Below are 26,298 nucleotides of genomic sequence, written 5' to 3' on the forward strand. Positions count from 1 at the left end.
CCCCAAGAAAAGGGCCAACAATCACTTCATCTTTTTTGTGAAAAACTTCCACAAGATCTGTGGAAATCCCTGTGGAAAAAGTTGTGAAAAACGCCGCAACCCCTTGTCCCCCAAGAGGCCCCACCACCTTGAACACATTTGTGTGCAAAATCACAACACGTTTAATACAAGGTACTTATGATTTTGCAATGGTTTGTGAAACAATTCCAGCTCGATTTCACGACGGAGACCCCAAGATTGACTTATGTGGAAAAGTACCCGCGTACTTTTGCATGGTTTTAACATTGACTCACACAAAGCTAACAATCGCCTCATCTTAGCCCCACCCGACCATGGAAACAGACCACAATTCATGCCAACCGCTTGCTTTTTTACCGAAACGCGGGCAAGTATTCGCCTGTTTACCTTTTTACCCAATTAACCTTTTTCACTAACCAACACGGCATCCTCGAAAATTCCCGGGCTAGAGAATGTTGCGCCTAAATATCGAATTGAATTCCATAGCCCGTCAATGATAACGTGTGGCTCATTGATCCATAAACGGCAGGGTGCCCGATATGCACCCCTCAGGTTGCACACACTGGTCGCGAAGCACGGCGCCTCCGGCGAGGCTTCACTTCAGGCGATCCCATCTTGGCGAAGCACCGCGCTTCGGATCCCTCTATCGATAACGTTGTTTTGATTTAAATCGTGGTTCGCATAGGGGATTCATGGAATTCGTCCATTAATTTGGAGGTCTTCGGTTTGACGGACCGGCGCCTTCAGCTCATGGCTCGCGGTTTCCGCGAACAAAAATGAGCGTCACGCGGGCGCCGCTTGCGTTCGGCGAATCAGGCGCGGCCATACACCTGCAACCGAAGAAGGGTTTGGGGGAGGAATGAGTTCCATGGCGCAACAGGACTGGCGAGACGAGCAACAAACGTGGGAAACCGAGGAAGATTCAGGTGACCGTATCGCGGTGGTCGGCATGGCGGGCCGATTCCCCGGCGCGGGTAACTGCGACGAACTGTGGCGCAATCTGCGCGACGGGATCGAAGGCGTCCGTTTTTTCAGTGAAGAAGAACTCCTTCAAAACGGTATTTCAAAAGAACAAGTACAGCACCGCCATTACGTGAAAGCCGCGCCGATGCTCGACGAGGTCGCGGCATTTGACGCGGGTTTTTTCGGCTATACCCCGCGCGAGGCGGAACTGCTCGATCCCCAACAACGTTTGTTTCTCGAGGTCGTCTGGGAAGCACTGGAAAACGCGGGCTTCCGCGACGGTGAGCACAACAACACCACCGGTCTTTTTGCCGGTTCCGGGCTCAGTCATTATTTGATGAACCATCTCCAGGATCGCTTCACCTACGACGAGGCCGGCTTCGAAACCCTAATCGGCAACGACAAAGATTACCTGTGCACCCGCGTCGCCTACAAACTCAACTTGGGCGGCCCCGCGATCAACATCCAAACAGCCTGCTCCAGTTCCTTGGTCGCGGTTCACGCCGCCTGTCAAAGCCTGATCAGTCACGAGTGCGATACGGCGGTGGCGGGCGGGGTTACCATCCGGCTGCCGGGCGTTGCCGGCTACCAATACCAGGAAGGCGGCTTGTTTTCGCCCGACGGCCATTGCCGCCCCTTTGACGCCGATGCGCGCGGCACGCTGTTCGGGAGCGGGGTCGGCGCGGTGGTGCTAAAACGCCTGAATGACGCGCTGGCCGACGGCGATCCGATTCGTGCGGTGGTCCTGGCCTCGGCGGTGAACAACGACGGCGCGCGCAAGGTCGGCTATACGGCCCCGAGTGAAATCGGCCAATTACGGGTGCTGGCCGAAACCCTGGAACTCGCGGGGATTGAGCCGGACACGGTGGGTTATATCGAGGCCCACGGTACGGGCACGGCCCTGGGTGATCCCATCGAAGCGGCGGCACTCAAACAGGCCTATCCGAAAAAAGGCGACCATCATCGCTGCGCCCTCGGTTCGCTCAAAAGCAACATCGGTCACTTGGAAAACGCGGCGGGTATCGCGGGTTTCATCAAGACGGTGCTGGTTCTGGAGCACGGCCAAATACCCGCAACCCTGCACTTCAAAAAACTCAACCCAATGATTCAGTTCGAGGAAAGCCCGTTTTTTGTGGCGGACCACCTGCAACCTTGGCCGATGCGCGGGACGCGGCGCGCGGGGGTCAGTTCCTTCGGCATCGGCGGCACCAACGCCCACATTTTATTGGAACAAGCCCCGCCGAAGCCGCAAACGCCCCCCGCCAGAGAAAGCGACACCCCGGTGCTGCTGCCACTTTCGGCGCGAGGCGAGCGTTCGCTTCACGATTTGGCGGCGGCCTACCACGATCTTTTGGTACAAAGCGAAACCCCAATTCCCTTGCAAGCCTTGGCTTATAACGCGGCGCTGCGCCGAAACCACCACCATCACCGCTTGACGGTCCGGGCCAAGGACCGCCGTGGCGCGGGCGACGCGCTCAAGGCGTTTCAGCAGGGACGGTCCCACCCGGCCCTGGCCCACGGTCAAGCCCAACGGGACGCCTCCCACCGCGTCGTGTTTGTGTTCCCCGGCCAGGGCTCGCAATGGCCGGGCATGGCGACCGATTTGGCGCGAGACTATCCTGTTTTTCGTGCGGCGCTGGAACAGTGCGACCGTCTCATCCGCCAATACCGCGACGAACCCCTGCTCGCAACCCTCAACAGTCCGGCCGCCGAGGCAGCCCTGGGCCGGGTCGACTTTGTCCAACCCGCCCTGTTCGCGGTCTCCTACGCCTTGGCCAAACTGTGGCAATCCTTCGGCGTCAACCCCGAGGCGGTCATCGGCCACAGCCAGGGCGAAATTACCGCCGCCTGCGTCGCGGGCTGCCTCAGCTTGGACGATGCGGTTCACATCGTTTGTGTTCGCAGTCGGTTGGTTGCCAACTTGGCAGGCGACGGCCGCATGGCCGTGGTGGAAATCGACGCCGAAACCTGCCGTGAACAACTCGCTCTTTTGGGCGATCACGTGAGTTTGGCGGCGGTGAACAGCCCACGAAGCTGCGTGGTTGCCGGCCGCGGCGATGCTGTTAGGGAATTACTCGCACGTTGGGAAGGCGAAGGCCGTTACGTGCGTTTGGTCGACGTAACCTACGCGAGCCACAGCATCCAGGTAGAACGGGTGTTAACGCCTTTGGGCGATCAATTGGCGGGCATCCAACCGCGGATCGGCGACATCCCGCTTTACTCCAGCCTCAGCGCGGAACGGGTGGACGGCGAGGAACTCGACGCCGGGTATTGGTGCCGAAACTTGCGCGAGCCGGTTCGCTTTTACGACGCCGTGGCGCTGTGCTATCGCGATCAGTTCACCCACTTTATCGAAATATCGCCCCACCCGATCCTACAACACGCCCTGCGCGACAGCCTTCAGGCCTGCCACCAGGCGTTTCCCATTCAGGCACCGGCGGCGGTCGCCGCCACCCTGAAACGGGAACAAAACGGCCGCGACAGTTTCCTGGACCAACTCGCGGTGGTTTACACCCAGGGTCTCGACCTCCCCTGGGAACGGCTGTTCTCGGAACGGTACCCGGCGATGCAACTCCCCGCCTATCCTTGGCATCACCGCCGCTATTGGATCGAGGCGACGGCCGCGGAACAAGCGGCGGGTGCGGTCGCAACGGACGGTATACAGCACGACCACGCCTTGCTCAAAGGTTCGATTCGTTTGGCGGGCGGCGACGACCACCGCCTGTGGCAAACACGCATCAGCCTGGAAAACCCGAGCTTCCTCAACGACCACGGCGTCGCGGGCATGGCGATTGTCCCGGCAGCATTGATGATGGAATTGGTACGTGAAGTGGGCGCACAGATGTTTGACGGGGCAACCCCGGTCATCTCCGAACTCACCTTCGGGCAGCCGTTTTTCCTCAACGGCGAGCAAAGCTACCTGCTGCAACTTCGCGCGGAACGGCGCGAGCCCCATCAGGTTGCGGTTTCACTGAGCAGTTCACCGCGCGATGAGAACCGCTGGGTCGAGCACGCGACGGGTTGGGTCGAAGCAGAACGGGCGCTCGGCACACCCGACGCACCCGCGGCGGTCTCCGGTTTGGCAGGGCCGCGTACCCGTTGCCGCAAGTCTTTGGATGTTGAAGCCTTCTACACACAACAGGAACAACACGGGTTGTTTTACGGCCCGAGCTTTCGCGGCATACGGTCCCTTCAGGTGGGTGAGAACGAGGCGTTGGCCCACCTACAACTCCCCGCGGAATGCGACAGCGACTCAGGTTACGGCATTCACCCCGCCCTGCTCGACGCCTGCCTGCAAACCCTCCTCGCCTGCAGGCCGCCGCAAGATGCCGGCGACACCCTTTACCTGCCCTACGCGCTGCATCACTTCCAAATGGATGTACGTCCCCGCGACGATTTGTGGGTCCACGCGCGCATGGAACCCGGCGACGGCCCCGAACGCGAGGTGGTGGGCCACCTGCACGGTTACGACGAGGACGGCTCCCCGCTGTTCCGGCTTGACCATCTGCGTTTCCGCGCCACGGCTTTTGACAACGAACAGGCATCACCCAAGTTCAATCTGCACTGGACCCCGGTCGAACCCCTCCTCCACGGCGATACCGCCGGCGGCGACGGCAGTTGGCTGTTGTTTGCCGACGCGTCAGGCGAAGCGGAACGCCTGGCGCAAGCGCTGGCCAACCACGGCCAAAACAGTTATCTGGTGACACGCGGCTCGGCCTTCGCCATGCAGGCGGAACGCGCGACGGTGAACCCGGAGGAACCCGCTGATTTCGAACGCCTCCAGCAGGCCTTAAGCAGCCGTAAGTGGCGCGGCATGGTGTATTTATGGGCCCTTGACGGCCCGGATTTATTGAGCCGACACCCAGACCGCCTCCACGAGGCACTCGCCCTATCGGGTCGCTACCTGTTGACCTTAACCCAATCCCTGTTGACCCATGGGGAGCGACACCACTTCCCGCTTCTGCCACTGACCCTCATCACCCAAGGCGCCCACGCGGACCGCGGCCACGACGCGCCCTGTACCGGCTGCCCGGCCCAGGCCCCACTGTGGTCCATGGCGGCGGTCCTGCATCAGGAACATCCCGTTTTCCAACCCCGTTGTATTGATTTGGCGCCGGCCCCGCCGCGGGTTGAAGGCGAAGACCGCCGCTCGCGCGACCACGAACACGAACAACTGGTGTTCGAGCTGCTGCTCCCCGACGGCGAGAACCGAATTAAGTACCGCCACAACCAACGTTTGGCCCAACGCCTGGTTCAACACGAGCCACCCCGCCCCGAGGATGTGCCGCGCACAACCTGCAATCCCCGCCAAGATCGCCTGGTGGTGGAGGCATTAAATCCCGGTGATTTGGCCTCGGTTCGCCCGGTCAAACACGAACCCTTGCACGCGAGCGGTGACCAAGTCCTCGTCGCGGTCGAAGCGGCGGGTCTGAATTTCCTCGACCTGCTGAGCGCCATGGGCCAACGCCCCGATCAGCCGGAGGACGGTATCCGCTTGGGCGCGGAATGCGCGGGCCGCGTCCTCGCCGTCGGCCCGGGGGTGACCGAGTTTCAGGTGGGCCAAGCCGTGTTCGCATTGGCCAACCCCGCCTTCAGTTCACAGGTCCTCGTGCCGCAAACCTTCGTGCGTCCGATTCCCGAACCCCTCGATGTGGTTCAAGCGGCAACCATGCTCATCGCCCCGCTCACGGCAACCGTTGCCCTGCGGCACATCGCCCACCTTGGCGCGCAAGACCACATCCTGATCCACTCGGCGGCGAGTGGCACGGGTTTGGCGGCGTTCCAATTGGCGCGGGCGCTGGGCGCCACCGTCTACGCCACGGCGGGAACGCCGGAAAAACGCCGTTACCTCAGCGAACAAGGCGCGGCAGCGGTCGCGGACTCCCGGAGCACCGATTTTGCGAGCATGTTCCGGGAAGCAACCGGTGGGCGCGGCGTCGACGTGGTGCTCAACGCGCTGCCAGGTGAGGCCATGCGCCTCAGTTTGGAATTGCTGGCACCTTATGGGCGTTTTGTGGAAATCGGGAAACGGGACATTTATGAAAACCAAGGACTCGGCCTGCTCCCCTTCCAACGGAATTTGAGTTACACGGCCCTGGATCTGGCGCGCATGATGGTGGAACGCCCAACGGTGATAAGCAAAAACCTGGACCAGGTCTGTACCGATATCCGTGACGGCGTGTTCAGGGCGCAACCCACCCAAATTTATCCATTGAGTCGCGCGGACGAGGCGCTGGGCGCGCTGGGTCAAGCACGCCACGTCGGCAAACTGGCACTGACGGTGGGCAAGGAACCCGTGGCGGCAATCCCACCCAAACCACGCATCACGATTCACGGGGACGGCGCCTACCTGATCACGGGCGGTACCGGTGGACTGGGATGGGTGTTTGCGAAATACCTGGCCGACCAAGGCGCGCGGCGACTGATCTTATGGAGCCGCCGGTGCAACATATCGGACAGCGCGGCGCGCGAGCTTGCCGACCGCGGGGTTAAGCTCGAAATTCGTGCGGTCGATGTCGGCGATGACCACCAAGTCAGCGAAAACATGACCCAGATTCAACAGTCGGGTTTTCCCCTGCGCGGCATCATTCACGCGGCGGGTATTGTCGAGGATATACCTTGGCGGGACACCAGCACGGATTCATTTACGCGCGTCACCGCGGCCAAAGCGGCGGGCGCCTGGCATTTGCACCAAGCCACCAAGGGCCACGATCTCGATTTCACCCTATATTTCTCCTCCACCGCGGCCTTCAACGGCACGCCCGGGCAAGCCGGCTACGCGGCGGCCAACGGGTTCCTCGACGCCTTGGCCACCTTGAGACGCGGTCTCGGCCACACCACGATCAGCATCAACTGGGGCGGTTGGACGGAGGTCGGTTTGGCGGCCGAGCAATTGCGCGGCGCGGCGGCCCGATTCGGGATCAGCCCCGAGGAAGGCACCGCGGTTTTCGCTTCATTGATGTCGGAACCAATGACCACCCAATTGGTGGTCACCAAAACACCGATCCCGCCATGGCTGCCCAGCACCCACGCGACGCCGGCGCTGTTCTGCCTGTTGGATCAACCGGGGCGAGGCAAACGCAAACAACGGGAGGACCTGGTCGCCCAACTGGATGCAGCCTCGGGCGAAAAACGCCTCATCATCCTCGAACACTACTTGATCGAACAACTGAGCGACGTGCTGCGTTTTCCAGCGGGCCAAATCGCCACGGATGTGGGCCTCAACGAATACGGGTTATCGTCCCTGTTCGCGCTGGAACTGAGGAACCGCATCGAACACGATTTGGCGATGTCGATTCCGGTGGTTTGGTTCTTCCAGGCAGGAACCATCCACGGGTTGGCGGAACGAATTCAGGAAGCGCGCACGCTGGCCACGCTGGTGGAGACCGAGGAATCCGCGCAACCGGATGAGGACCAAGACGAAGACTGGGATGAACTCACCTTGTAGGGTGAGGTATTCATCGTCTCGCGAATCGCACGGTAAATCATCACCGGTGAGAAGTGGTCGCAATTCCTTCACTTGCAGAATAGGTAACCGCAATGTTGCGGCCGTTGATGTCGCGATACCCACGTTAACGGAGTGGCGCTTAAGGGTGGCAACCTTTTCTTACCGAATAAAGGATTCATATACTTTTTGGCACAGGATGACGCCTTCTTTCGCTTTAAAAAATACACATCACGCTTGTCCCGCATTCTGGACCCTTCTCGGAGGTCGAAGGCCACATCATTGCTCCGGTTTTGCTAACATTTCGGCTTCCGCTCGGGCAAAATAGAGATCAAACACATCGTAAAGATCTTCGAAATAGTGCCACTTCCCGCTCTCATCAACCATGTTAGAATCGCGGCGATCAATATAGTAAGACACAGTCTTGTCATTCACGGTTAGCAAAAACCGGTTCTCCAGGGGAAGGTATATTAATTCACTTCGAATGGGATCCATCCCAAACCGCGGCGGCCGATGTAGGGAACTAACCAAGCGTCCTCCCATCTGACTTTCAGCGCTAAATACATTGGGGGTCGCAGCTTTGATCAAGTGTTGAATCCTGGTTTTGCGGTGATTTATCCCGAGCCTTGGGATTAACCGGGCCAACATTATGTCGGCCGGCCGGTATCCGGTATCGGCCGCACACCGGTAGAATTCCAATTGGCGTTCGGGGGCGTTGGTTCCCGCCATTTGGGCCAGCCTGAACCAAGCTTGCCCAGACCCCGCCCGGGCGGCACCGTGGAATAATTCGCGGGCTCGGTCGAGATCCTTGGGAACGACGATACCATTGCGATACAAATAACCAAGGGCCACCTTTTCTCGCAGGCCTTCGGCCTCCAATAAACCCTTGGCAGCTATTTGGAACCAGTGATTCGCACGTTGTTGATCACGGGCAACTTGTAATCCTGTCGCATAATAAACGCCCAAGTTAAACGCGGATATTGGATCGTGTTCAGCTTGTTCCTTCAAGAGGGTTAAGGCTAACGCACGATCTAAATAGGTGCGAACACCAAGCATTGCCTCCAGCTCCGCGGGTCGGTCGAAATCAGCGGGCAGTCCATCCAGTGCCTCAGGATCGAAATCCACCATAAAGGGGTTCCAGCAGTCGGGTTTCAGTGGAATCCTGCCGTGATAAGGGCTTTCAAACACCAACTGGATGCCGATTTTTTCATTGCTGTGGTGCGGGGTTTTTAGGGTTAATTCCGCCTTGCCCTTGAGATCTACTTTGGTAACCGCCTCGCCTAACAGCGGCCAGACTTGAGACGCCCCAAATTCGTTGTCGCTTGGCATATCCTTGGGGTCGAATAAGTGCAACGCTAATGAAGAAGGTTGGTCGCCGGCATTTAAAGCCACGTTGACACCCAGCTCAGAACCATTCCAAAACACATCCCAAAAACGAGGTTGACCGACTTCTGCGAACATCATGCCCTCCAAACGAAGCATGAACAGGTGCATGTCCAAAGGTGGGGAATATTCCAGTTCTCTATTGTTCATCGCTTCCTTCACTTCGTCGGGATGAGCGCGGACATTACTAAGGCCGACCAGTCGACCTCCCTCATCAAAGAAGGCACCCCCCAGGTCTGTCGGTCCTGGGAAAGTGCGAGCCTTGAGCTCCGATTCTGTTGGAATCTGTTTCACCTCGGTGAGATAGGCATATCCGGCGGTTTCAATAAAAGGTCGCGTTTGCCGCATTGGCAAAACATGAAATACCGGGCCTCGGACCTCACGATCCCAAATTAATTGCACAAGCCAAACGGGTTGATTTTCGACAAAAGGATAGCGATTTGGCATGGTGGCTGGGTTCACGCCCTTAGGCACGGCACTTGGTTTAACCAAGGCGTGGGAACTTCCTCGCCACAGAAGGGTGGCAGAATGGGACACGGCACGGTTGGTATGAGGAAAAAAGGTAACTTTGAGCGGCTGGGTTTGGGAAAAATTGCCACAGACCACAATAGGCCCATGAACTGGATGATCCGCATAAAAACCGGTGATTTTTCGGCCAAATTCCACAATCACCATCGCCCCTGCCTTCTTCAAGATCTCGTCCGGCCATTGGGGATCCACGATGATTTCGCGAAATTCACTCCCAGGCAACGGCGGGGGCGGCGGGGCGCAACCATGGGTTCCCAAGTTAATAAAATTCAAGAACAATAAATGAATGACGAACGACCGCATACCCAACCTCCTATTTGTTGACGCTCCTTAAGGGAAGGGAACAACCAATTGAATCGGGTGACATGCATGGGACCATTAAATCGGAAAAGCGCCTTTCGTGAACCAGGTTTTGATCGAGGCTCTTGAGCAAGAAGTTAGGGGGCGGCCTTTTGCAAGTCTCTTTGGGCGCATTTCGGCTCTTCAGCCTAGGAAGTGCGATTACGCGCGGCGATTTTCGCAAAACCTCTTGGCTGCAAAACCTTATAAAAATGCGCAATGCACCCGGTGGGCGCGGCCGTGCGCGACACCTATTCGGTCTTTCCAAGCCATATTGCTCCAGATCTTTAGCAAAAATCCCTCAGGCTTTCGAGCCGCTTAGGTTCAACGTAAGCAGAAACCAAAAAGACGCTAAACCGAATTGCAATCAGTTAGAAGAGGCAAACCATCCGGTCGGGTTGGTTAAGACCGCCTTACCCGATTTCGCCGATTGGATGGGTTGGGAATAACACGACTCATGACCCATGAGTCAGACTAAAACGACTCACCCAATCAATGCGCTAACACTTTCATTTTATGAGACCTATTCCAAGAAACTACGGCTTCATCCGGGTCGGGAACCCGTGAGCCCGACCGAAGGTAGGGCGGAAAACGACACCCACATCAATCCGCATCCTCTTATCCCCCTGTCCTGAGAAAAAACAAATACCAAGCCAAGCCCATCTTTCCCAACCCCTTACCAAAAACAAAAACCCACACGTCAAACAAACTGACCACAAAGTCACCAAAAAACTTGACTATCAAGTCATCCCGCATTAAATTCCTAAGCGTGAGATGAAACGATTGCCTATGGAGGGAAAGATGGACGCATTTCGCGCAATGCTTCACGTGCTTCGAGCACACTTAAGCAACCCTAAACTTTTGATATTTGGTGGCTTACTTATGTTGGTCGAAGCCACCGTATCCCTTTCAGTACCCTTGCTCACCCGTGATTTTGTCGATATGACCGGTAGTGGCACCTTGCCGACGACAACCATCACCCTGCTCCTTGTCGCCATGTCGGTTGAAGCCGTCGCCGGCGCCGTCGGCTACTTTATGCTGGGTACCGCCGGACATGGGATTGTCGCCAACATGCGACGCGGTTTGCTCGGCAAACTGGTTCGCCTGCCGGTCGGTTATTTTGACAAACAACAATCGGGGGCGCTGGCCAGCCGCATGGTCAACGACACCACCACCCTTCACCAGATCGCCACCTATCATATTGTTTCACTGCTGGTTGGCTTCCTTACCGTGATTGGCGCCGTCGCCATTTTATGGATGCTGGACTGGCGCATGACCCTGCTGTTGTTCAGCGGCGTTTTAGTCGCGGGCCTTCTGCTCGGCCCGGTCACTTTTGTGATTCAGAAAATCAGCGAAAAAGTCATGAACGAAACCGCGCTGTTCAGCGGCAGACTGACCAACCTGTTCCACGAAATCCGACTGGTCAAATCACACGGTGCGGAAGAATGGGTCGACCAAGACGGCAATACCTCCATTGAAAAATTACGCCGTCTGGGCGTGAAAGAAACCGCGGTTCAAGCAATTTTGGCACCCATGGTCAGCCTCGCGATGATGGGCGCGCTGATTGCGATTCTCGGCTACGGTGGCGCGCGCGTCGGCGCCGGCACCCTGGAAATGGGCACCTTGGTCGCCTTCATCCTCTACCTGTTCCATGTCGCCATTCCCATCACCCAATTCAGCGTCTTCTTTAGTGAAATCCAACATGCCTTGGGTGCGTCCAAGCACCTGGTCGCTATGTTTGAAGAGCAGGAAGAACGCCATTCAGGCGAAACCCAGGTGGACGCCCAAGCCCAACCCCTGGCCGTTGAAAACCTGGACTTCGCTTATCCCGCCCGAGAAGAAGGCGGCGAACCTACGAAGGTCCTCCACGACATCAACCTGACCATGCAGCCAGGAGAAGTGACCGCCTTGGTTGGCGCCAGTGGCTCCGGCAAAAGCACCCTGCTTTCGCTGCTGCTCGGCTTCTATGAAACCGAAAAAGGGCGCATCCGTCTCGGCTCGCTCGATCTCGCCGAGGCGCAACCAGCGGCCTGGCGACGCCAAACGGCCTACGTCTCCCAAGATGCACCAATGATCTCCGGGTCCATTCGCGACAACTTATTACTGGGTTGCGAGCAGCCCCACAGCGATGAGGACCTCTTCCGCGCCCTCAAGGCGGCCAAGCTGGACGGGGTGGTCGCGGAAATGCCGGACGGCCTCAACAGCGACGTCGGCGAACAAGGCGGCAAATTGTCCGGCGGCCAACGCCAACGCCTCGCCATCGCCCGCGCCATTTTGCGCGATGCGCCGGTCCTCATCCTTGACGAGGCCACCTCGCACCTCGATACTCAAACAGAATACGAGGTACAAAGCGCGCTGGCCGAGCTCATGAAAACACGGACCACGGTGGTGGTCGCCCACCGCCTCACCACCATCCAAGACGCGGACCAAATTGTGGTTTTTGATCAGGGCCGGATCGTTGGCAGCGGGTCCCATGAACAACTCAACCAGAGCAACACCGTCTACAGCGAACTGGTGGCCCACCAGTTCAAAACGCGCCGCCAAGCGGCTTAAATCCAAATTGATCGCAATCGAAAAGAGCGCCGCGGGGCGCTCTTTTTTTTTTTGCTCGATTTCCCCGAAGATCGGAACGCCGCTTCTCCAGGGACGATTTTGATTTAGGTAACCCACGGGATTTTTTAAGTTTCTAACTTGCTCCGGCCTACCGGCCGCGGGATGAGCCGCGTTCAGCGAGGGCATTTTTTCTCCTCAAAAACCTTCTGATTGCGAAAGGCTTTTGAGGAGAAAAAATGCTGTTGGGAGCGCGACAAAGGCGCAGCCGCGTCGACCGGTTGCGCATCGTTCCATGACCCGAGGGGTTGCGAACCATGCGCCGGCCCCCATTGCTTGCCAAATTTCGTCGCGAGGCTTTGGATTCGCCGTGAGGACACAGGTTTCAGCCCCCGGGCCAACGCAGCGGGGCCGACCTTTCGGCGAAGCAGCGCCAAGTCGGAGCTATCCCACCGTTGCTTTGCAACGGTGCAACCATGTAACCTAATTCATCGCAGCTATTTCCACGCCAAAGCAGCATTTCTGGTGTGCCATGCGGGCTAACGCCAGTTGCGGGCCAACCGGAAACCGATGGTCTCTTGGCCGGCCGAGGGATAGGCCAAATCCCGCGCCGAAACCCGCACACCGTTTTCCGAGGACAAAAAGCTCCCGCCGCGAATCACGCGTTCGTTGCCGAAGGCGTCGTTTAAGGGGTTGGCGTCTTTCTGGCGTTTGTAGAATTCAGGCGCGTAAAAATCCTCAACCCACTCGGCAACATTGCCGGCCAAATCGTAGGTATCACCGTAGCCGCGGTAGTACACAAAACTGCCCACGGGCATCACCGCATCGCTGTCAAAGTTGCAACGGGGCATGTTGTCCTTGTTGGGTGGATCACCACCCCACGGGTAAATGTTCCCCAGCTCCGTGCCCCGCGCCGCCTTTTCCCATTCGGCCTCGGTCGGCAAACGGTAACCGTTCGCATCGCGGTCCACCCGCAAGGGGTATTTCAACGCGCAATCGTCGGCACAATCATTAGGGCCGACGGCGGGAATCGCGGTCCAATCATCATTGAAGGCGTAAACCGGGTCTAAACCGTTTTGCGCGGACATCCAGTTGCAGTAGGCAACGGCATCATACCAATTAACCATGGTCACCGGCTGATCCGCCTCGGCATCCTCGGCCATGGTCCGACCCGCGGCCAAAGCGTGACCACTCAACAGAAAAGCGCGGTAATCGCCGGTGGTTACCTCGTGCTGGGCCAGCACAAAGGAATCGACCGCCACCTCGTGCAGCGGTTTTTCGTCCTCATTGCACAAGAGATCGTCGGGCGAGCAACCCATTTGAAAGGGGCCGCCGGGAATGTGGGCGAACCCGGCGGGAATCAAAACCTCGGCGGGTTCGGCGACATCGGCGGCGGCATCGGCAGGGCGATCACTTTGAAAAAGAAACCAAAGCCCGGCAACGGCGACAAACACCATGGCAAGGGCCCCAAAGGGAAGGGAGCGCGCGCGCGCGGGCAGTTGCGCGGAATCGGTTTTGTTAGAGGCGGGACGAACACGGGCGCCCTTATTCGACTGGAGCAAGCCGACCAACTCGGAATCACCCGGCAACTTGGCAAGCGCAACACTTAACGGGGTCTGACCGTCGCCGTCTTCCAGCTTGGGATCGTTGCCGGCGGCGAGCAACGCACCGACGGCGTCGCCGTCACATTCCTCAACGGCGAGCATCAAGGCTTGGTGGCCCATCTCATCGACCACGCCAACATCGGCCCCGGCGTCTATTAATAAGTGTAGGATCTCACCGCGACAAAAACCGGCGGCGAGGTGAAGGGCGGTTTGCCCTTGGTCGTTGGTTTCATTGAGGGGTACTTTTTGCTGAATCAGCCAGGCCGCGACCGCTTGGCGACTCCGGCGTACCGCCCACATCAGTGGGGTCCAGCCGGTATGATCGGCCTCGTCAAGGTGCGCGCCGGCCTCGCTCAGCAATTGAACCATGGCCAAATCACCGCGTTCAACGGCGAGCAGAATGGGTTTCTTCCCGGTGGGATAAGCTCGATTTACAGGAAAATTAGCATCGAGGTGGCGCTGGACGGCCTCGCGGTCACCACGGGCGACACAGTCGAAAAAGTCGCGTTGAACTTCGGGGTCGAGCTCGCCGTCCGGGACTTGATTAGGGCGAGGACCGTGGGGTTTTGGTTTGACCAAGGTGACATATCCTATTCCCGCCAACAGGATAAGAATCCAGGCAAGAACCGTATCGAGATTTTGATTCATATGGTAAAAATGCCCCACCGCAATCAGAGACTGGGCGCTAACCACTTTACACGAAATACAGTTAGCGATGAAGGGAAAAGTGGCAATTCAGCCGGCAGGCAAAAAACCAAAAACGCCGCTTATTTGCAGTCCCCAGGTTTATTTTTATGGATGCGTGAAGAAACGCGGTTGAACAGGCGCCGCGGCCGCCCCGAAGAAGGCAGCGCATCGCCGCCGCTTGGCCTCAATCATTCCTCAATCAACCGGCCCGCCGTTTTTTGTGCAATTTTCACAAATTGTGATCCAACCTACCCGATCTTTGCGCGTAGATAATCAGTGTTCGTTGCGTTTCGACCAACACCGCGATCCAGCCCGGTCACCCGGCAACGCGTCACCCCGCGTTCGCCGATTGCGATGCCGTCAACTTGCCGATCATCGCCGCGGGCCGGTCGCATTCCGTTCTGGACGGGAAACGGTACCTCCCTCACCGGCCCAGTTTCGATTGATGTTGCCCATACATTCCGGTGACGGCGCCAAACGCAACGGCTCAAAGAATTAGGAGGACTCTTCGTGAAGACTTTCCATCACGGTCTCAAGTTGGGACGTTTTTTGGTGGCGGCCATGCTATGCCTGGTCCCACTTCTGGCACAACTGCCCAAAGGTATTACCGAAGTTCGCAATGTTGAGGGGATCACCGAGTACGAACTCGAAAACGGCTTGCGCGTTTTGCTTTTCCCGGACCCCACCAAAGAAACCATTACCGTTAACGTGACCTACCTGGTCGGCTCCAAACACGAAAATTACGGCGAAACCGGCATGGCGCACTTGCTGGAGCACCTTGTATTCAAAGGCACGCCGCGCCACCCCAACATCCCCCAGGAACTCACCGAACGCGGCGCACGCCCCAACGGCACCACCTGGACCGACCGCACCAATTACTACGAGACCTTTAACGCCACCGAAGACAACCTCGATTGGGCCTTGGATTTGGAAGCGGACCGCATGGTCAACTCCTTCATCGCCAAAAAAGATCTCGACAGTGAGATGACCGTTGTTCGCAACGAATTCGAATCAGGCGAGAACAACCCGTTCCGCATCACCCTGCAACGTTTGCTCAGCGCCGCGTACATGTGGCACAACTACGGTAAATCCACCATCGGCGCCCGTTCCGACATCGAGAATGTGCCCATCGACCGTTTGCAGGCTTTTTACCGCAAGTACTACCAACCGGACAACGCGGTTCTGTTGGTCGCCGGTAAATTCGAAACCAAAAAAGCACTGGACCTGGTGGCCAAGTACTTCGCCCCCATCCCCCGCCCCGAGCGCGTTTTGCCCAAAATCTACACGATGGAGCCCACCCAAGACGGTACCCGCGAGATCACCATCGAGCGCACCGGCGACATTCAAATGGTTGCCGCCGGCTACCACATTCCTCCCGGCTCCCACCCCGAAATGGCGCACATGGCGGTACTGACCCAAATCCTGGGTGACCCCGACACCGGTCGTTTGAATAAAGCCCTGGTCAAAAGCGGCAAAGCCGCCCAATCCATGGGTTTCAACTTCCAGTGGGCCCAGCCCGGTATCGGCATCTTCGGCGCGGTGGTTCCCAAGGATAAGTCCCTGGAAGACGCACGCTCCACCTTGATCGATCAACTGGAAACCATTAAAGCCAACCCCATTACCGAAGAAGAGCTCAAAACCGCCAAGTCCGAATTGCTGCGCGGCATCGAACTGGCCATGAACTCTTCCGAGCGCATCGGCCTGACCATGTCCGAGTGGATCGGCATGGGTGACTGGCGTTTGTTCTTCCTGCACCGCGACCGCATCGAAGCCACCACGCTCGAGCAGGTTCAAGCAGCGGCGGAGAAATACCTGCGCGGCAACAACCGTAGCATCGCCAAATTCGTGCCCACCGAAAGCCCCGAACGCGCCGAAATCCCCGAGGTCCCCAACATCGAAGAAATGTTGAAAGACTACAAGGGCAAAGAAGCGGTCGCCATGGGTGAAGCTTTTGATCCGACCCCGGACAACATCGAAGCCAACCTGAAGCGCACCAGCCTGAAAAACGGCATGAAACTGGCCCTGCTCTCCAAGAAAACCCGCGGTGAGTCGGTTCACGCCTCCCTGCGCCTCTTCTTCGGCGATGAAAAGTCGCTCAAGGACCAAGGCACCCTGGCCACGACCATGGGCAACATGCTGATGCGCGGCAGCAAGTCCATGAACCGCAACGAAATCCAAAGTAAATTGGCGGAACTCAAAGCCGAGGTCACCATGTTCGGCGGCGCCAACAACATCAACGTACGGATCCAAACCGTTCGCGCCAACCTGCCCGCCACCATTCAATTGGTCGCCGACGTTCTCAAGAACCCCGCTTTCCCCGAAAGCGAATTGGAAGAATTGACCAACCAAGACGTGACCAACCTCGAGTCCGGTCGCCAAGAACCGCGCTCCATCGTGTTCCGCGAATTGCAGCGCACCTTCAGCACCCACGAAAAAGGTCACCCAGAATACGTTGGCACCATCGACGAAACCATCGCGGCCCACAAAGCCATCACCACCAAGGACCTGGCGAGCTTCCACAAAAAGTTTGTCGGCGCCTCTCACGGTAAAATGGCAGTTGTCGGCGACTTCGACAAAGCCGAGGTCACCGCGTTGCTGGAAAAAGAATTCGGCTCTTGGAAATCCCCCAAGAAGTACAAACGCCTCGCCGACAACTACCGCTCGGTAAAACCCGAGGTCAAGAAATTCGAAACCCCCGACAAAGCCAACGCGGTATTTGTTGCCGGTTTCAACTTCGACCTCAAACAAGAAGCTGCCGACTACCCCGCGCTGGTCATGGGTAACTTCATCATGGGCGGCGGTTTCCTGAACTCCCGTCTGGCGACCCGCATCCGTCAAAAAGAGGGCTTGTCCTACGGCGTCGGTTCCGCGTTGCAAGTCGACTACCTCGACAGCAACGCCGGTTGGTTCACCTTCGCCATCGCGGCACCTCAAAACGTGCCCAAACTCGAAGAAGCCTTCCTCGAGGAAGTCGAGAAAATGGTGAAAGAAGGCGTTTCCGAGGAAGAGTTAACGGCCGCGATTTCCGGTTACCTGCAACAGCAAATCGTGACCCGCTCCAACGACGCCCGCTTGGTCGGCCGCCTGAGCCAGTACCTGGAAGAAGACCGCACCTTGGCTTTCGACAAAACCTTCGAAGAGCAAGTACGCGGCCTGAAACCCCAAAGCGTGAACCAGGTCATGAAGCGCTACCTTAAAGCGGACAACCTGACCACCATCAAGGGCGGTGATTTCGCCAAGGCCGAAGAAAAAGAAGCCAACAACTAATCACCCAACCCCTGCCAATTAAGAAAGCTCGGTCCTCGTGACCGGGCTTTTTTTGTTGGGGCACGCATCATGCTAGCATGAAGCCGTTGGTCCCAGTCCGCATGGCGCACAAGGAATCCGGCTGTAAAGCCGGCAAACCTTGGGAGCACAACGGACGAATCCCCTACAGGAGGTCACCATGACAGGGTTTAACCGAATTGCCCTCGCCGGCTTACTGCTTTCGCTTGCGATCCTTTCAGCCCAAGACACCGCCTACGCTTGGCCGCATCAAACAGACGGCGGCACCTTGGCCGAACGTTTCCCCGCGCCGGAAGGCTACCACCGCGAACCCTTTAATGATGAAACCACCCGCTGGTTACGCGGCTTACCCCTCAAGCCCGGCGTCCCCCCGGTCCGCTTTTTCGACGGGCGCCGCAAACCCAACGACGTCCATCTCGCGGTGGTGGACATCGATGTGGGCCAACGCGACTTGCAGCAATGTGCCGATGCGGTCATGCGCCTGCGCGCGGAGTATCTTTGGAGCCAACAGCGCCGCAATGAAATCGCGTTTAACTTCACCAGCGGGGACAAGGCACGCTGGTCGGATTGGGCCGAGGGTCAAAGACCGCGCATCAACGGCAACAAGGTGTCCTGGTCGTCTCGGGCCGCCGCCAACGCCTCCTACCCGATCTTCCGCCGGTACCTGAACACGGTGTTTACCTACGCCGGCTCCTATTCCCTTGCCAAGGAACTCAAAAAAGTAGCCGACCCAGGTCGCATCCTCCCCGGCGATGTGTTTATTATCGGCGGCTTCCCCGGTCACGCGGTGATCGTGCTGGATGTGGTCGCCAATGCCGCGGGTGAACGCCTGTTCCTGCTTGGCCAGAGCTACATGCCGGCCCAGGATTTTCACGTACTCAAGAACCTCAAACGCGGCGACGGCTGGTATCCCGCGTCGGCCGAGGGCACGCTAAAAACCCCGGAGTGGACCTTTAGCTACAGCGATCTAAAACGCTTCGAGAATCGCTAACGCCGCTTGGCGTCTTACAAAAACAGCTACGAGTGTGAGACGAACCCCGTGTAACACAGGTTTTTCGCACCCACGGGTATAAAAATCACAAGCGCCCTATTTTCCTCCACATTTCGCCTCCATATTGGCGACAGGGCCGCAATTGACGATCGGCCTCGTCTTTTCCCAGGAGGAATCCCATGCAAAGTCAACGCAACACGCTTTTCGAATGGCTCGAACAACTGAGTGAGCGTCGCCACTGCCCGCTCCGTATCAAAGACACCAACACGGCCACCCTGCGCACGGAAGAAGGCCTGATTTTCGAATTTGAATGCCGTCCCTTGGTCGACATGCTCACGGTACGCGTCCACCTGGATCCCTACCCTTGGATCCACCCCGAGCGTTTGTGCCGCGCGGCTCTTACCTTTGATCGCCACGCATTACAACGGATCGACGCCGTCCTGGCGGTCAAACAACCCACGAGCACCTTGGTGCTGTGCTACAACCCGCGGCTTTCCAACCTCAGCAAAGACATTTTTGATCGCATCGTGGCCTACCTGGAACAGTTGAGTCACGACATCAACAGCCACCTGGACAAAGAATTAGCCGGCCCAACAACCTCCGCTGCATAGCCGGCGCACCCCGGGCAAGGCAAAAAACAGCCGAGGTTCGCCCTGGTTCGCACGTTTGCGCGCCGCATCATCCGCGGCGGAATCCGGCGCCACCCAACAGACGAAGGTGTTTCGCCCATTCGGTTCGCAAAGCGGCCGGACAAACAAGCACCGTCAAAAAAAAATATGCCGCTGCTTTCATGGGACTGTCCTAACGAAAAAATGTGGCGCTCAAGCGATCCCTGCATACGACCTGACCCATCGAGGACCCCAACCAAAAAGGGCCGAACCCTGTAATGGATTCGACCCTTTGAATGTCCGTTGAAACGTTTTAGTTACGTTTGTTTTCGTTAGGCGCCGGCGGCATCTTCAGTTCCTTGGGCGGGTTCTTTTTGAGTTCTTCGAGGAGGTGGGCGACACCCGCTTCCAGGGTAGGATCCTCACCCTTGGCAATTTGTTCCGGGCGGTCGTAGATTTCAACGTCGGGTTCGACACCCTCGTTTTCAACTTCCCAGTTGCCGGTTTCCGCATCAAAGAAACGGAACAGAGGAATGCTCAGGCCGCCGCCGTCAACAAAGCCGGGGTTGCCCTGTAAGCCGATCAGACCGCCCCAGGTGCGGGTACCAAACAACTTGGCACCTAAGTGGCGCCGCATGTAATAAGGAAACGCATCGCCGCCGGAGCTGCTGTAGTGGTTGATCAACACGGCTTTGGGTCCGGTATGGGCGTAGGTCGGCGAGCGGAACCCTTTGATGTCGCGCATGCCCCAGTGGGAATAAACGGGTCGCTTCAACAACTCAATCATCCAAACGGGAATGAAACCACCGCCGTTGTAGCGGTCGTCCAACAACAAGGCGTCCTTGTCGATTTGGGCGTAAAAATGTTTGAACAACTCGCGATTGCCGTCGAAAGCGGTGTTGGGCAAGTGGATGTAGCCGACGCGGCCGTTACTCAGCTTGTCGACCATGGCGGCGCGTTCGCGAACCCATTTCAAGTAACGCAGATTGGTTTCGGAAGTCACCGTGCGAACCAGCACGTCACGGGCGCCTTCACGGCTGGGCTTGTCGTTTACCAACAGGCTAACCACCTGGTTGCCTTTGCCTTCCAGCGGCATATAGAAATTGTCCTTGGTGGTAACGGACACGCCGTCGACGGCCAGAATGAAGGAGCCCACCGGAATGGAAACACCGACATCGCGCAGGGGCGAACGGAAGGTTGGGTGCCAGTTCTCACCGGGCAGGATTTCACTGATTTGGTAAAACCCGGACGCGTGGGCGGTCACTTCAATGCCGAGCAAACCGCTCGCATCGCGATCCACGCCGGCATTGTCGCCGGAGTTTACATAGTAGTGGCCGGCGTTTAATTCGCCGCCCAGTTCGCCAAGGATGTAATCCAACTCGTGGCGGGTACGAACATGGTTCACCAAGGGCCGATAACGTTCAGTCAAGGCGTCCCAATCGTAACCGTGCATGTTGGGATCGTAGAAGAAGTCACGCATCAGCAAGTAGGCGTCGTGGTAGATCTGCGTCCATTCTTCACGAGGGTTGATTTTAACCTCAAGCTCGTTCAATTTCAGGTGCTTGGGTTTCTGGTCGGGCTTGGCTTCAACCACACCGATGTTGCGGCCGGAACGGTACAGGATGTGGGTTCCTTTGGCGGACAAACGGTAGCCGTTAACCCGCTTGAGCACGGTTTTGTCCTTTTCGCTTTTCATGTCGAAATGCTTCAACGCGGCGGGACCGTTGTCGTTTAACTGAACATAAAGCACGCCGCCTTTCACCGCGGACAGGCCGAGATACCGACCCGAGCTCATGGGTAAAACAAACACGCGATCTTCAAAACCATCGACGGTCAGCACGATTGCATCGTCGTCGGCTTTTTCTTTTTTGTCCTCGTCGTTCTTGTCTTTTTTGTCTTTTTTGTCTTTTTTACCTTTCTTGCCTTTGCCTTTTTTATCTTCTTTGGGTTCGGCCTCAGCTTCCGGTTTGTCGGCGGCTATCGCGACCTCGTCAATCTTCGGCGCAAAGGGACGATCCACATCGGCGTTTAAGGTCGCGGCGTAGATGCGGGTCGGATTGGTGTATTGGTAATTGAATTCATAACCCGAGAAACTCAGGTTGTAATCGCGGTTGGACAGGAAATAAAGGTACTTGCCGTCCGGCGAAAAGACAGGGTTGAAGTTGCTGATGTAGTGACTGGTCAGTTGGTGGTGTTTTTTGCCGGCCAGGTCATAAACCCAAATCACGCTGAATTGGTTGTCGGCGGTACGGGTGTAGGCCAGCCAACGGCTGTCAGGCGACCAAGAGAAGTCGTTCACATCTCCGTAAACACCTTTGTGAACTTCGGTTAAATCGCCGCTCGCCACATCAACCAGGTACAACTTTCGGTCCTTGGTGGCAATGGCGATGGTTTTGCTGTCGGGCGACCATTCGGGCTGTAGCGGCCACATTTTGAAGTCACGGGTGATTTGACGCGGCTCGCCGCCATCCTGTGCCACCACGTGCAATTGGTATTCGCCGGTTTCATCGCTGAGGTAGGCCACCCATTTGCCGTCAGGCGACCAGATGGGATTGCGCTGACGGGTTTTTGAGCCGGTCATCAAGGTGCGGACGGGGCCGTCCTTGGCGGGTACGCTGAACAAATCACCGCGCGCGGTAATCGCCAGACGTTTGCCGGACGGGGAAATGTCGAAGCCGTCGATGAAGTCACGGACGTTTTTGCGATAGGCCATGGTGTGGGGAAAATCGCCCACGAGTTGGATGCTCACCTGACGATCTTCGTTTTTGGCGGGATGGTATACACGCAGATAGCCGCCGTTTTCGTAAACAATCTGTTCGGGGCCGGCGCTGGGCCACAAAGCATCCCAGGTATCGTGCTGGGTTACCTGAACGGGCTCGGAGCCCTCGGGGCTGACGCGGAACAGGTTCAGCGTGAAGTTGCGGTCGGAGGTGAAATAGATCTGATCGCCAACCCACATGGGTTGGTTGTCGGTCATGATGTGGGTCGTCAAGCGTTTGGACGTATTGTTTTCCAGGTTGTAGGTCCAAACGTCCTGGGCACGACCGCCGCGGGTCCGTTTCCAGGTCCGCCATTCGCGGGAAATGGGCGTGTAAACAATGGATTTCCCGTCGGGCGCGTACATACCACCGCCACTTTCGGGAATCGCCAGGGGTTGTTCCATGCCGCCTTCGACGGGAATGGTGTAGAAACGGCCCATGCGGGGGCCCCAGGGTAAGCGGTTGCCACGAAACAAGATATGCTTGCCGTCGGGGCTCCAATCCATCACTTGGTAATCAAAGCCGCCTCGGGGCGGCATGGGGCCGACATCATTGTAATAGGTAAGCTGGCGCGGTGCGCCGCCCTCGGCCGACATCACGTACACCTGACGGGTTCCGTTGTATTCGGCGGAGAAGGCAATCCATTTGCCGTCCGGTGAAAATTTGGGAAACAGTTCACGGCCCGGATGCGACGTGAGTCGTTTGGCGACGCCGCCCTGGGCGGAAACGAGATGTAGGTCGCCCCCGGCGACGAATACAATTTGATCCTGGTGAATATCGGGGAATCGCAGCAAACGCGCATCCCCCTCGCCTGCAAATGCCGCGACATGCAACAAGGCACACAAAATACAGCCTATCAAACGCAAATGAGCCCCTCCCGAACCGACCCACCCGGCCGGTTTTCCTTGGTTCTTCGAATATGATGATCTTTTTCTGTCTGGAACGCCGCGCTACCACGGGAACACCCGTCGACACCGAGCATCGACGAAACGGCAACAAGCCACGTTCTTGTCAAGACATAGGCCCAAGATACCACTGAAGCCGATAAAAAAGGCAAGACAGAGGTGTAAACAAAAAAAGATCCCTCGCAACACACGCGTAAAGCGCGCGCTGGAGGGATCAAACAAAAGATGGTTCAAGAAAATACGATGGGTCCTCAATCGATGGTAATGAGGAAACAGCCACAAAATCGGGTGATGTGCATTGGGTCCGGCAGGACGAGGTAGGGGGTATCCGGCCTCGGCAGGACAGCACATGGGGAATTCATCGGGTTATACGGCCGACGAAAGGCTGCACTGCCGAGGCGGATCGCAAACGAAAAACCAAGATGCGGCTTTTTTTACCTAAGAAGCGTGACAACTCGCGCCTCTTAAGGTTTTAAAATACGGCACAAACTATAAACGTAACAAGTGGTTAGCTAAATAATAGAAAGGTATCAGCAACAAAAACTTAGAAACTGTTCAAGGGCGTCCTCTCCAAAAAGAGCAAAAAAAATAAGGGTCGGGCGGTTTTCAGGGATCCACCCGACCCCGTGTTGTCCTCAAGACAACGCCATGATAACATCAAATAATTTTTGGTCAAACATATTTTTGTACTTTCTTACTTTTGTACTTATGTCACAAGTGACATAAGCAAAGAATCACCGAATAGCAAGACTCCCTTGGGTCGCGGTTTCTGCAATCTCATCCGCCGACTTCTGCAGGCCGACCACCGCCTTCTGCAAACCGGAAACGGTATCGTTTAACCCGGCCAGCGAAGCCGAGGAGGACTGGATGCTGTCGTCGGCGGTAACCGCCGCTTCCGAAATGGCGTTTAACCCATTGCGTTGGGATTCCACCGAACCGGAAATGGTACCGATGATCTCATCCAATTCGTGAATGACGCGGGTAATACCGCCGACGGCGTCGGTAACGGTTCGGGTACAGTCTTTAATACGGTTGATCTTGTCGCGAATCTCCTCGGTCGCCTCGGCGGTTTGATCCGACAGCGATTTAATTTCAGCGGCGATGACGGCGAACCCGCGACCGGCTTCACCGGAACGGGCGGCTTCAATCGAGGCGTTTAGCGAAAGAAGTCGGGTAGCGCCGACGATTTTTTCAATGAGTTCGATGACACTGTCGATACCCAGGGCTGAATCGCTGAGATCTTCGATCAATCCCTCAACGGCGTCGGCATTTTGCCCGGATGTCTGCGCGACCTGGGCGGCGGCGTCGGTCCGCTCGGAGACGGAACTGAGGAGTTCGAACACGTGCCGGGTATTTTCGGCCACGACCGAAATGCCGTCGCCCGCTAAGCCGGTCGTCTCGCCGGTTTGTTGGGTCACGGAAGCCATATCAAGGGTCAACTCCGAGGCATTGCGGGCGGCGTTTTGCATCAGCGCAACCACGGTGGACAAAAGTTCGGACCAACGGGCGGCCTGTTCGCGATAGGCCTCAAGCTCCTGCTGCTTCTCGGCGGCAAGCCCCTGCTCCCGCGCTTGCGCCTGTTGCGCCGCGACAGCCGCTTCCAATTCGGCGGTATGCCGCGCTTGAAGCTGTTCCTCTTCGGCGGCCAAATGTTCGGCCAAGGCCTGCTGAGCCAACCCGGCGCGGGTCAAAGTATCACCGGAACCAAGGGTGGACGGTTCCAAATCGCGATCACCCTCGGCAAGGCGAATCTCCCTGTCGGAAAGGGTGTTGAGCCCGCCGTTGATTTGGGCGAGGAAACCGCGAACAGCGAGAAACGCCCCCAGCCAGGCAACGACAAGCAGGACGGCAATGATGATGGCGGCCGGGGGGGCGGCGGTTTGGCCGGCGGCCGAGCGTGTTTTGGCCAGGTTGGCGATGGCCGCGGCAAGCTGTTCAGGCCCGTCGCTAACCGCCGCTTGGTATAGGGTATGAAATTGACCGTGCCCCTCTAAATAACCGGTGGCGGCCGTTGCCAAGCCTTCGACCCGCCCCACCATATCGGCACCTTTCTGCCGATAGGCGGCACTGCGCATCTGCCCGGCAATTGCTTGGAACTGAGCGGTTAAGGCCGCCCAGTCCAACTGAAGCGGGTGCTGATCCAAGGGCGCCGCAACCACGGCGGGCGAAGCAACCCCGTCGGCCACGGCCTGCCATTGCGGCAACAAGGCGTCAATCAAAGCGACGACCTCGGTGCGACCGGCGCCGGCGGATGCTTGGCGAATATCGGCAAGGTCGGCGCTGATCGGCCCCACGGCGGGCAGCAAGGTATCTTTAACCATGGCTTGTTGCTGCGCCCGGCGCTGCTGGAGTTCGGTCAGCGAGGTGTCCATCGCGGCCACCTCGCCATTTAATTTTTGGACAGGCTCCTCCGCAAAACCGAGATCGCTCAAAGCGCGGCTCCCCTGCTGCAAGGCCGTAAAAGCTTCCCGCCCTTGGTTGAGGTGGGTTTCATCCCCCGTCAATAAAAATAAGGTCCAGGCGGCTTTTAGCTCGGTGAGGTGCTTGCTCAAGGTAGCGAGTTTAAGGTGGGCGGCCTGGTCCGCGGCGAGCTGATCACGCGCTGCATTTGCTTGCTGGGTTTGCCAAAAGCTCATCCCGGCGGCGGCGGCGGACAAAATTACCCCGGCGACCAAGGCAAGCCACAGCGGGCGGCCCACGGGGCGAAACGCGGCGGCATCTTGTACTTGGGAGCCAACATCGGACGACATAAAAACCTTCCTTTCGGCACGGTGTGAATCCAGAACACCCGCCGGTCCCAATCGCGGTGTGGGACAAATTGAATCAGGAAAAGAGGGACAAAACGACGCGCAATCCTCGTGGTCAACCCAATGCCGAGCTCCGCGAGGGAGACCAGTGAAGCCTTTTCGGGGCGAGGCGGCGTCATTTTCGGATGGGGAGCTACTACCCTTCTCGAACCGTCTCCGATTTTTCTTTAACCTAAGAGGCGCGATAAGCATGAGGGATTTTCGCTAAAGATCTGGAGCGAAATGGCTCGAAAAAAGCGGACCGGGGTCGCGCCCGACCGCACCCGCCGGGTGCGGCGAGCATTTTTACAGGCCGTTGCAGCCCAGATAGTGTGTTGTGGGTTTGAGTGCAAGGGGAAATCTCAGGTTCCACCGTTTTTGTTAGAGCCAGGCATACCCCGGCCTAGCGGCCGATGAAGCGGCCGCGTTCAGCGGGGGCATTTTTTC

General features: G+C 57.6%; 9 protein-coding genes. 5 read left to right on the top strand and 4 right to left on the bottom strand.

Annotated features, from left to right (window positions below; all coding sequences use genetic code 11):
• Positions 1–877 precede the first annotated feature (877 nt).
• Complete coding sequence (locus J3U88_RS25620) at positions 878–7,429, top strand: type I polyketide synthase (RefSeq protein ID WP_207861856.1); 6,552 nt, start codon at positions 878–880, stop codon at positions 7,427–7,429.
• 276 nt (positions 7,430–7,705) lie between these two features.
• On the opposite strand, the gene J3U88_RS25625 is transcribed toward J3U88_RS25620, so the two are convergent.
• Complete coding sequence (locus tag J3U88_RS25625; protein WP_207861857.1) at positions 7,706–9,640, bottom strand: tetratricopeptide repeat protein; 1,935 nt, start codon at positions 9,638–9,640, stop codon at positions 7,706–7,708.
• 855 nt (positions 9,641–10,495) lie between these two features.
• On the opposite strand from J3U88_RS25625, the gene J3U88_RS25630 reads away from it, so the two are divergent.
• Positions 10,496–12,229: an ABC transporter ATP-binding protein gene (locus J3U88_RS25630; RefSeq protein WP_279382613.1), complete on the top strand. Its 1,734-nt coding sequence runs from the start codon at positions 10,496–10,498 to the stop codon at positions 12,227–12,229.
• A 536-nt stretch (positions 12,230–12,765) separates the two neighbouring features.
• Here the strand turns inward: J3U88_RS25630 and J3U88_RS25635 are convergent.
• Entirely contained in the window at positions 12,766–14,478 is a 1,713-nt protein-coding gene (locus J3U88_RS25635; protein ID WP_243436153.1) for an SUMF1/EgtB/PvdO family nonheme iron enzyme, read from the bottom strand.
• 549 nt (positions 14,479–15,027) lie between these two features.
• On the opposite strand from J3U88_RS25635, the gene J3U88_RS25645 reads away from it, so the two are divergent.
• From J3U88_RS25645 to J3U88_RS25655, 3 genes are all read left to right on the top strand, one after another.
• The gene (locus J3U88_RS25645; protein WP_207861861.1) at positions 15,028–17,784 is read left to right on the top strand and encodes an insulinase family protein; all 2,757 of its coding nucleotides are present in this window, start codon (positions 15,028–15,030) and stop codon (positions 17,782–17,784) included.
• A 178-nt stretch (positions 17,785–17,962) separates the two neighbouring features.
• Positions 17,963–18,793, top strand: a complete 831-nt coding sequence (locus J3U88_RS25650; protein ID WP_207861862.1) for a DUF4846 domain-containing protein — start codon at positions 17,963–17,965, stop codon at positions 18,791–18,793.
• Positions 18,794–18,972: 179 nt separating this feature from the next.
• The gene (locus J3U88_RS25655; RefSeq protein WP_207861863.1) at positions 18,973–19,404 is read left to right on the top strand and encodes a type III secretion system chaperone; all 432 of its coding nucleotides are present in this window, start codon (positions 18,973–18,975) and stop codon (positions 19,402–19,404) included.
• A gap of 310 nt (positions 19,405–19,714) precedes the next feature.
• Here J3U88_RS25655 and J3U88_RS25660 read toward each other — a convergent pair whose 3' ends face one another.
• The gene (locus J3U88_RS25660) at positions 19,715–23,026 is read right to left on the bottom strand and encodes a S41 family peptidase (RefSeq protein WP_207861864.1); all 3,312 of its coding nucleotides are present in this window, start codon (positions 23,024–23,026) and stop codon (positions 19,715–19,717) included.
• 773 nt (positions 23,027–23,799) lie between these two features.
• Positions 23,800–25,815 (bottom strand): methyl-accepting chemotaxis protein, encoded by a 2,016-nt coding sequence (locus tag J3U88_RS25665; RefSeq protein ID WP_207861865.1) that lies wholly within the window; start codon positions 25,813–25,815, stop codon positions 23,800–23,802.
• Positions 25,816–26,298 lie beyond the last annotated feature (483 nt).

Origin of the sequence: Acanthopleuribacter pedis (genome assembly GCF_017377855.1) — a bacterium.
In the GTDB taxonomy this organism is placed as follows: Bacteria; Acidobacteriota; Holophagae; order Acanthopleuribacterales; family Acanthopleuribacteraceae; genus Acanthopleuribacter; species Acanthopleuribacter pedis.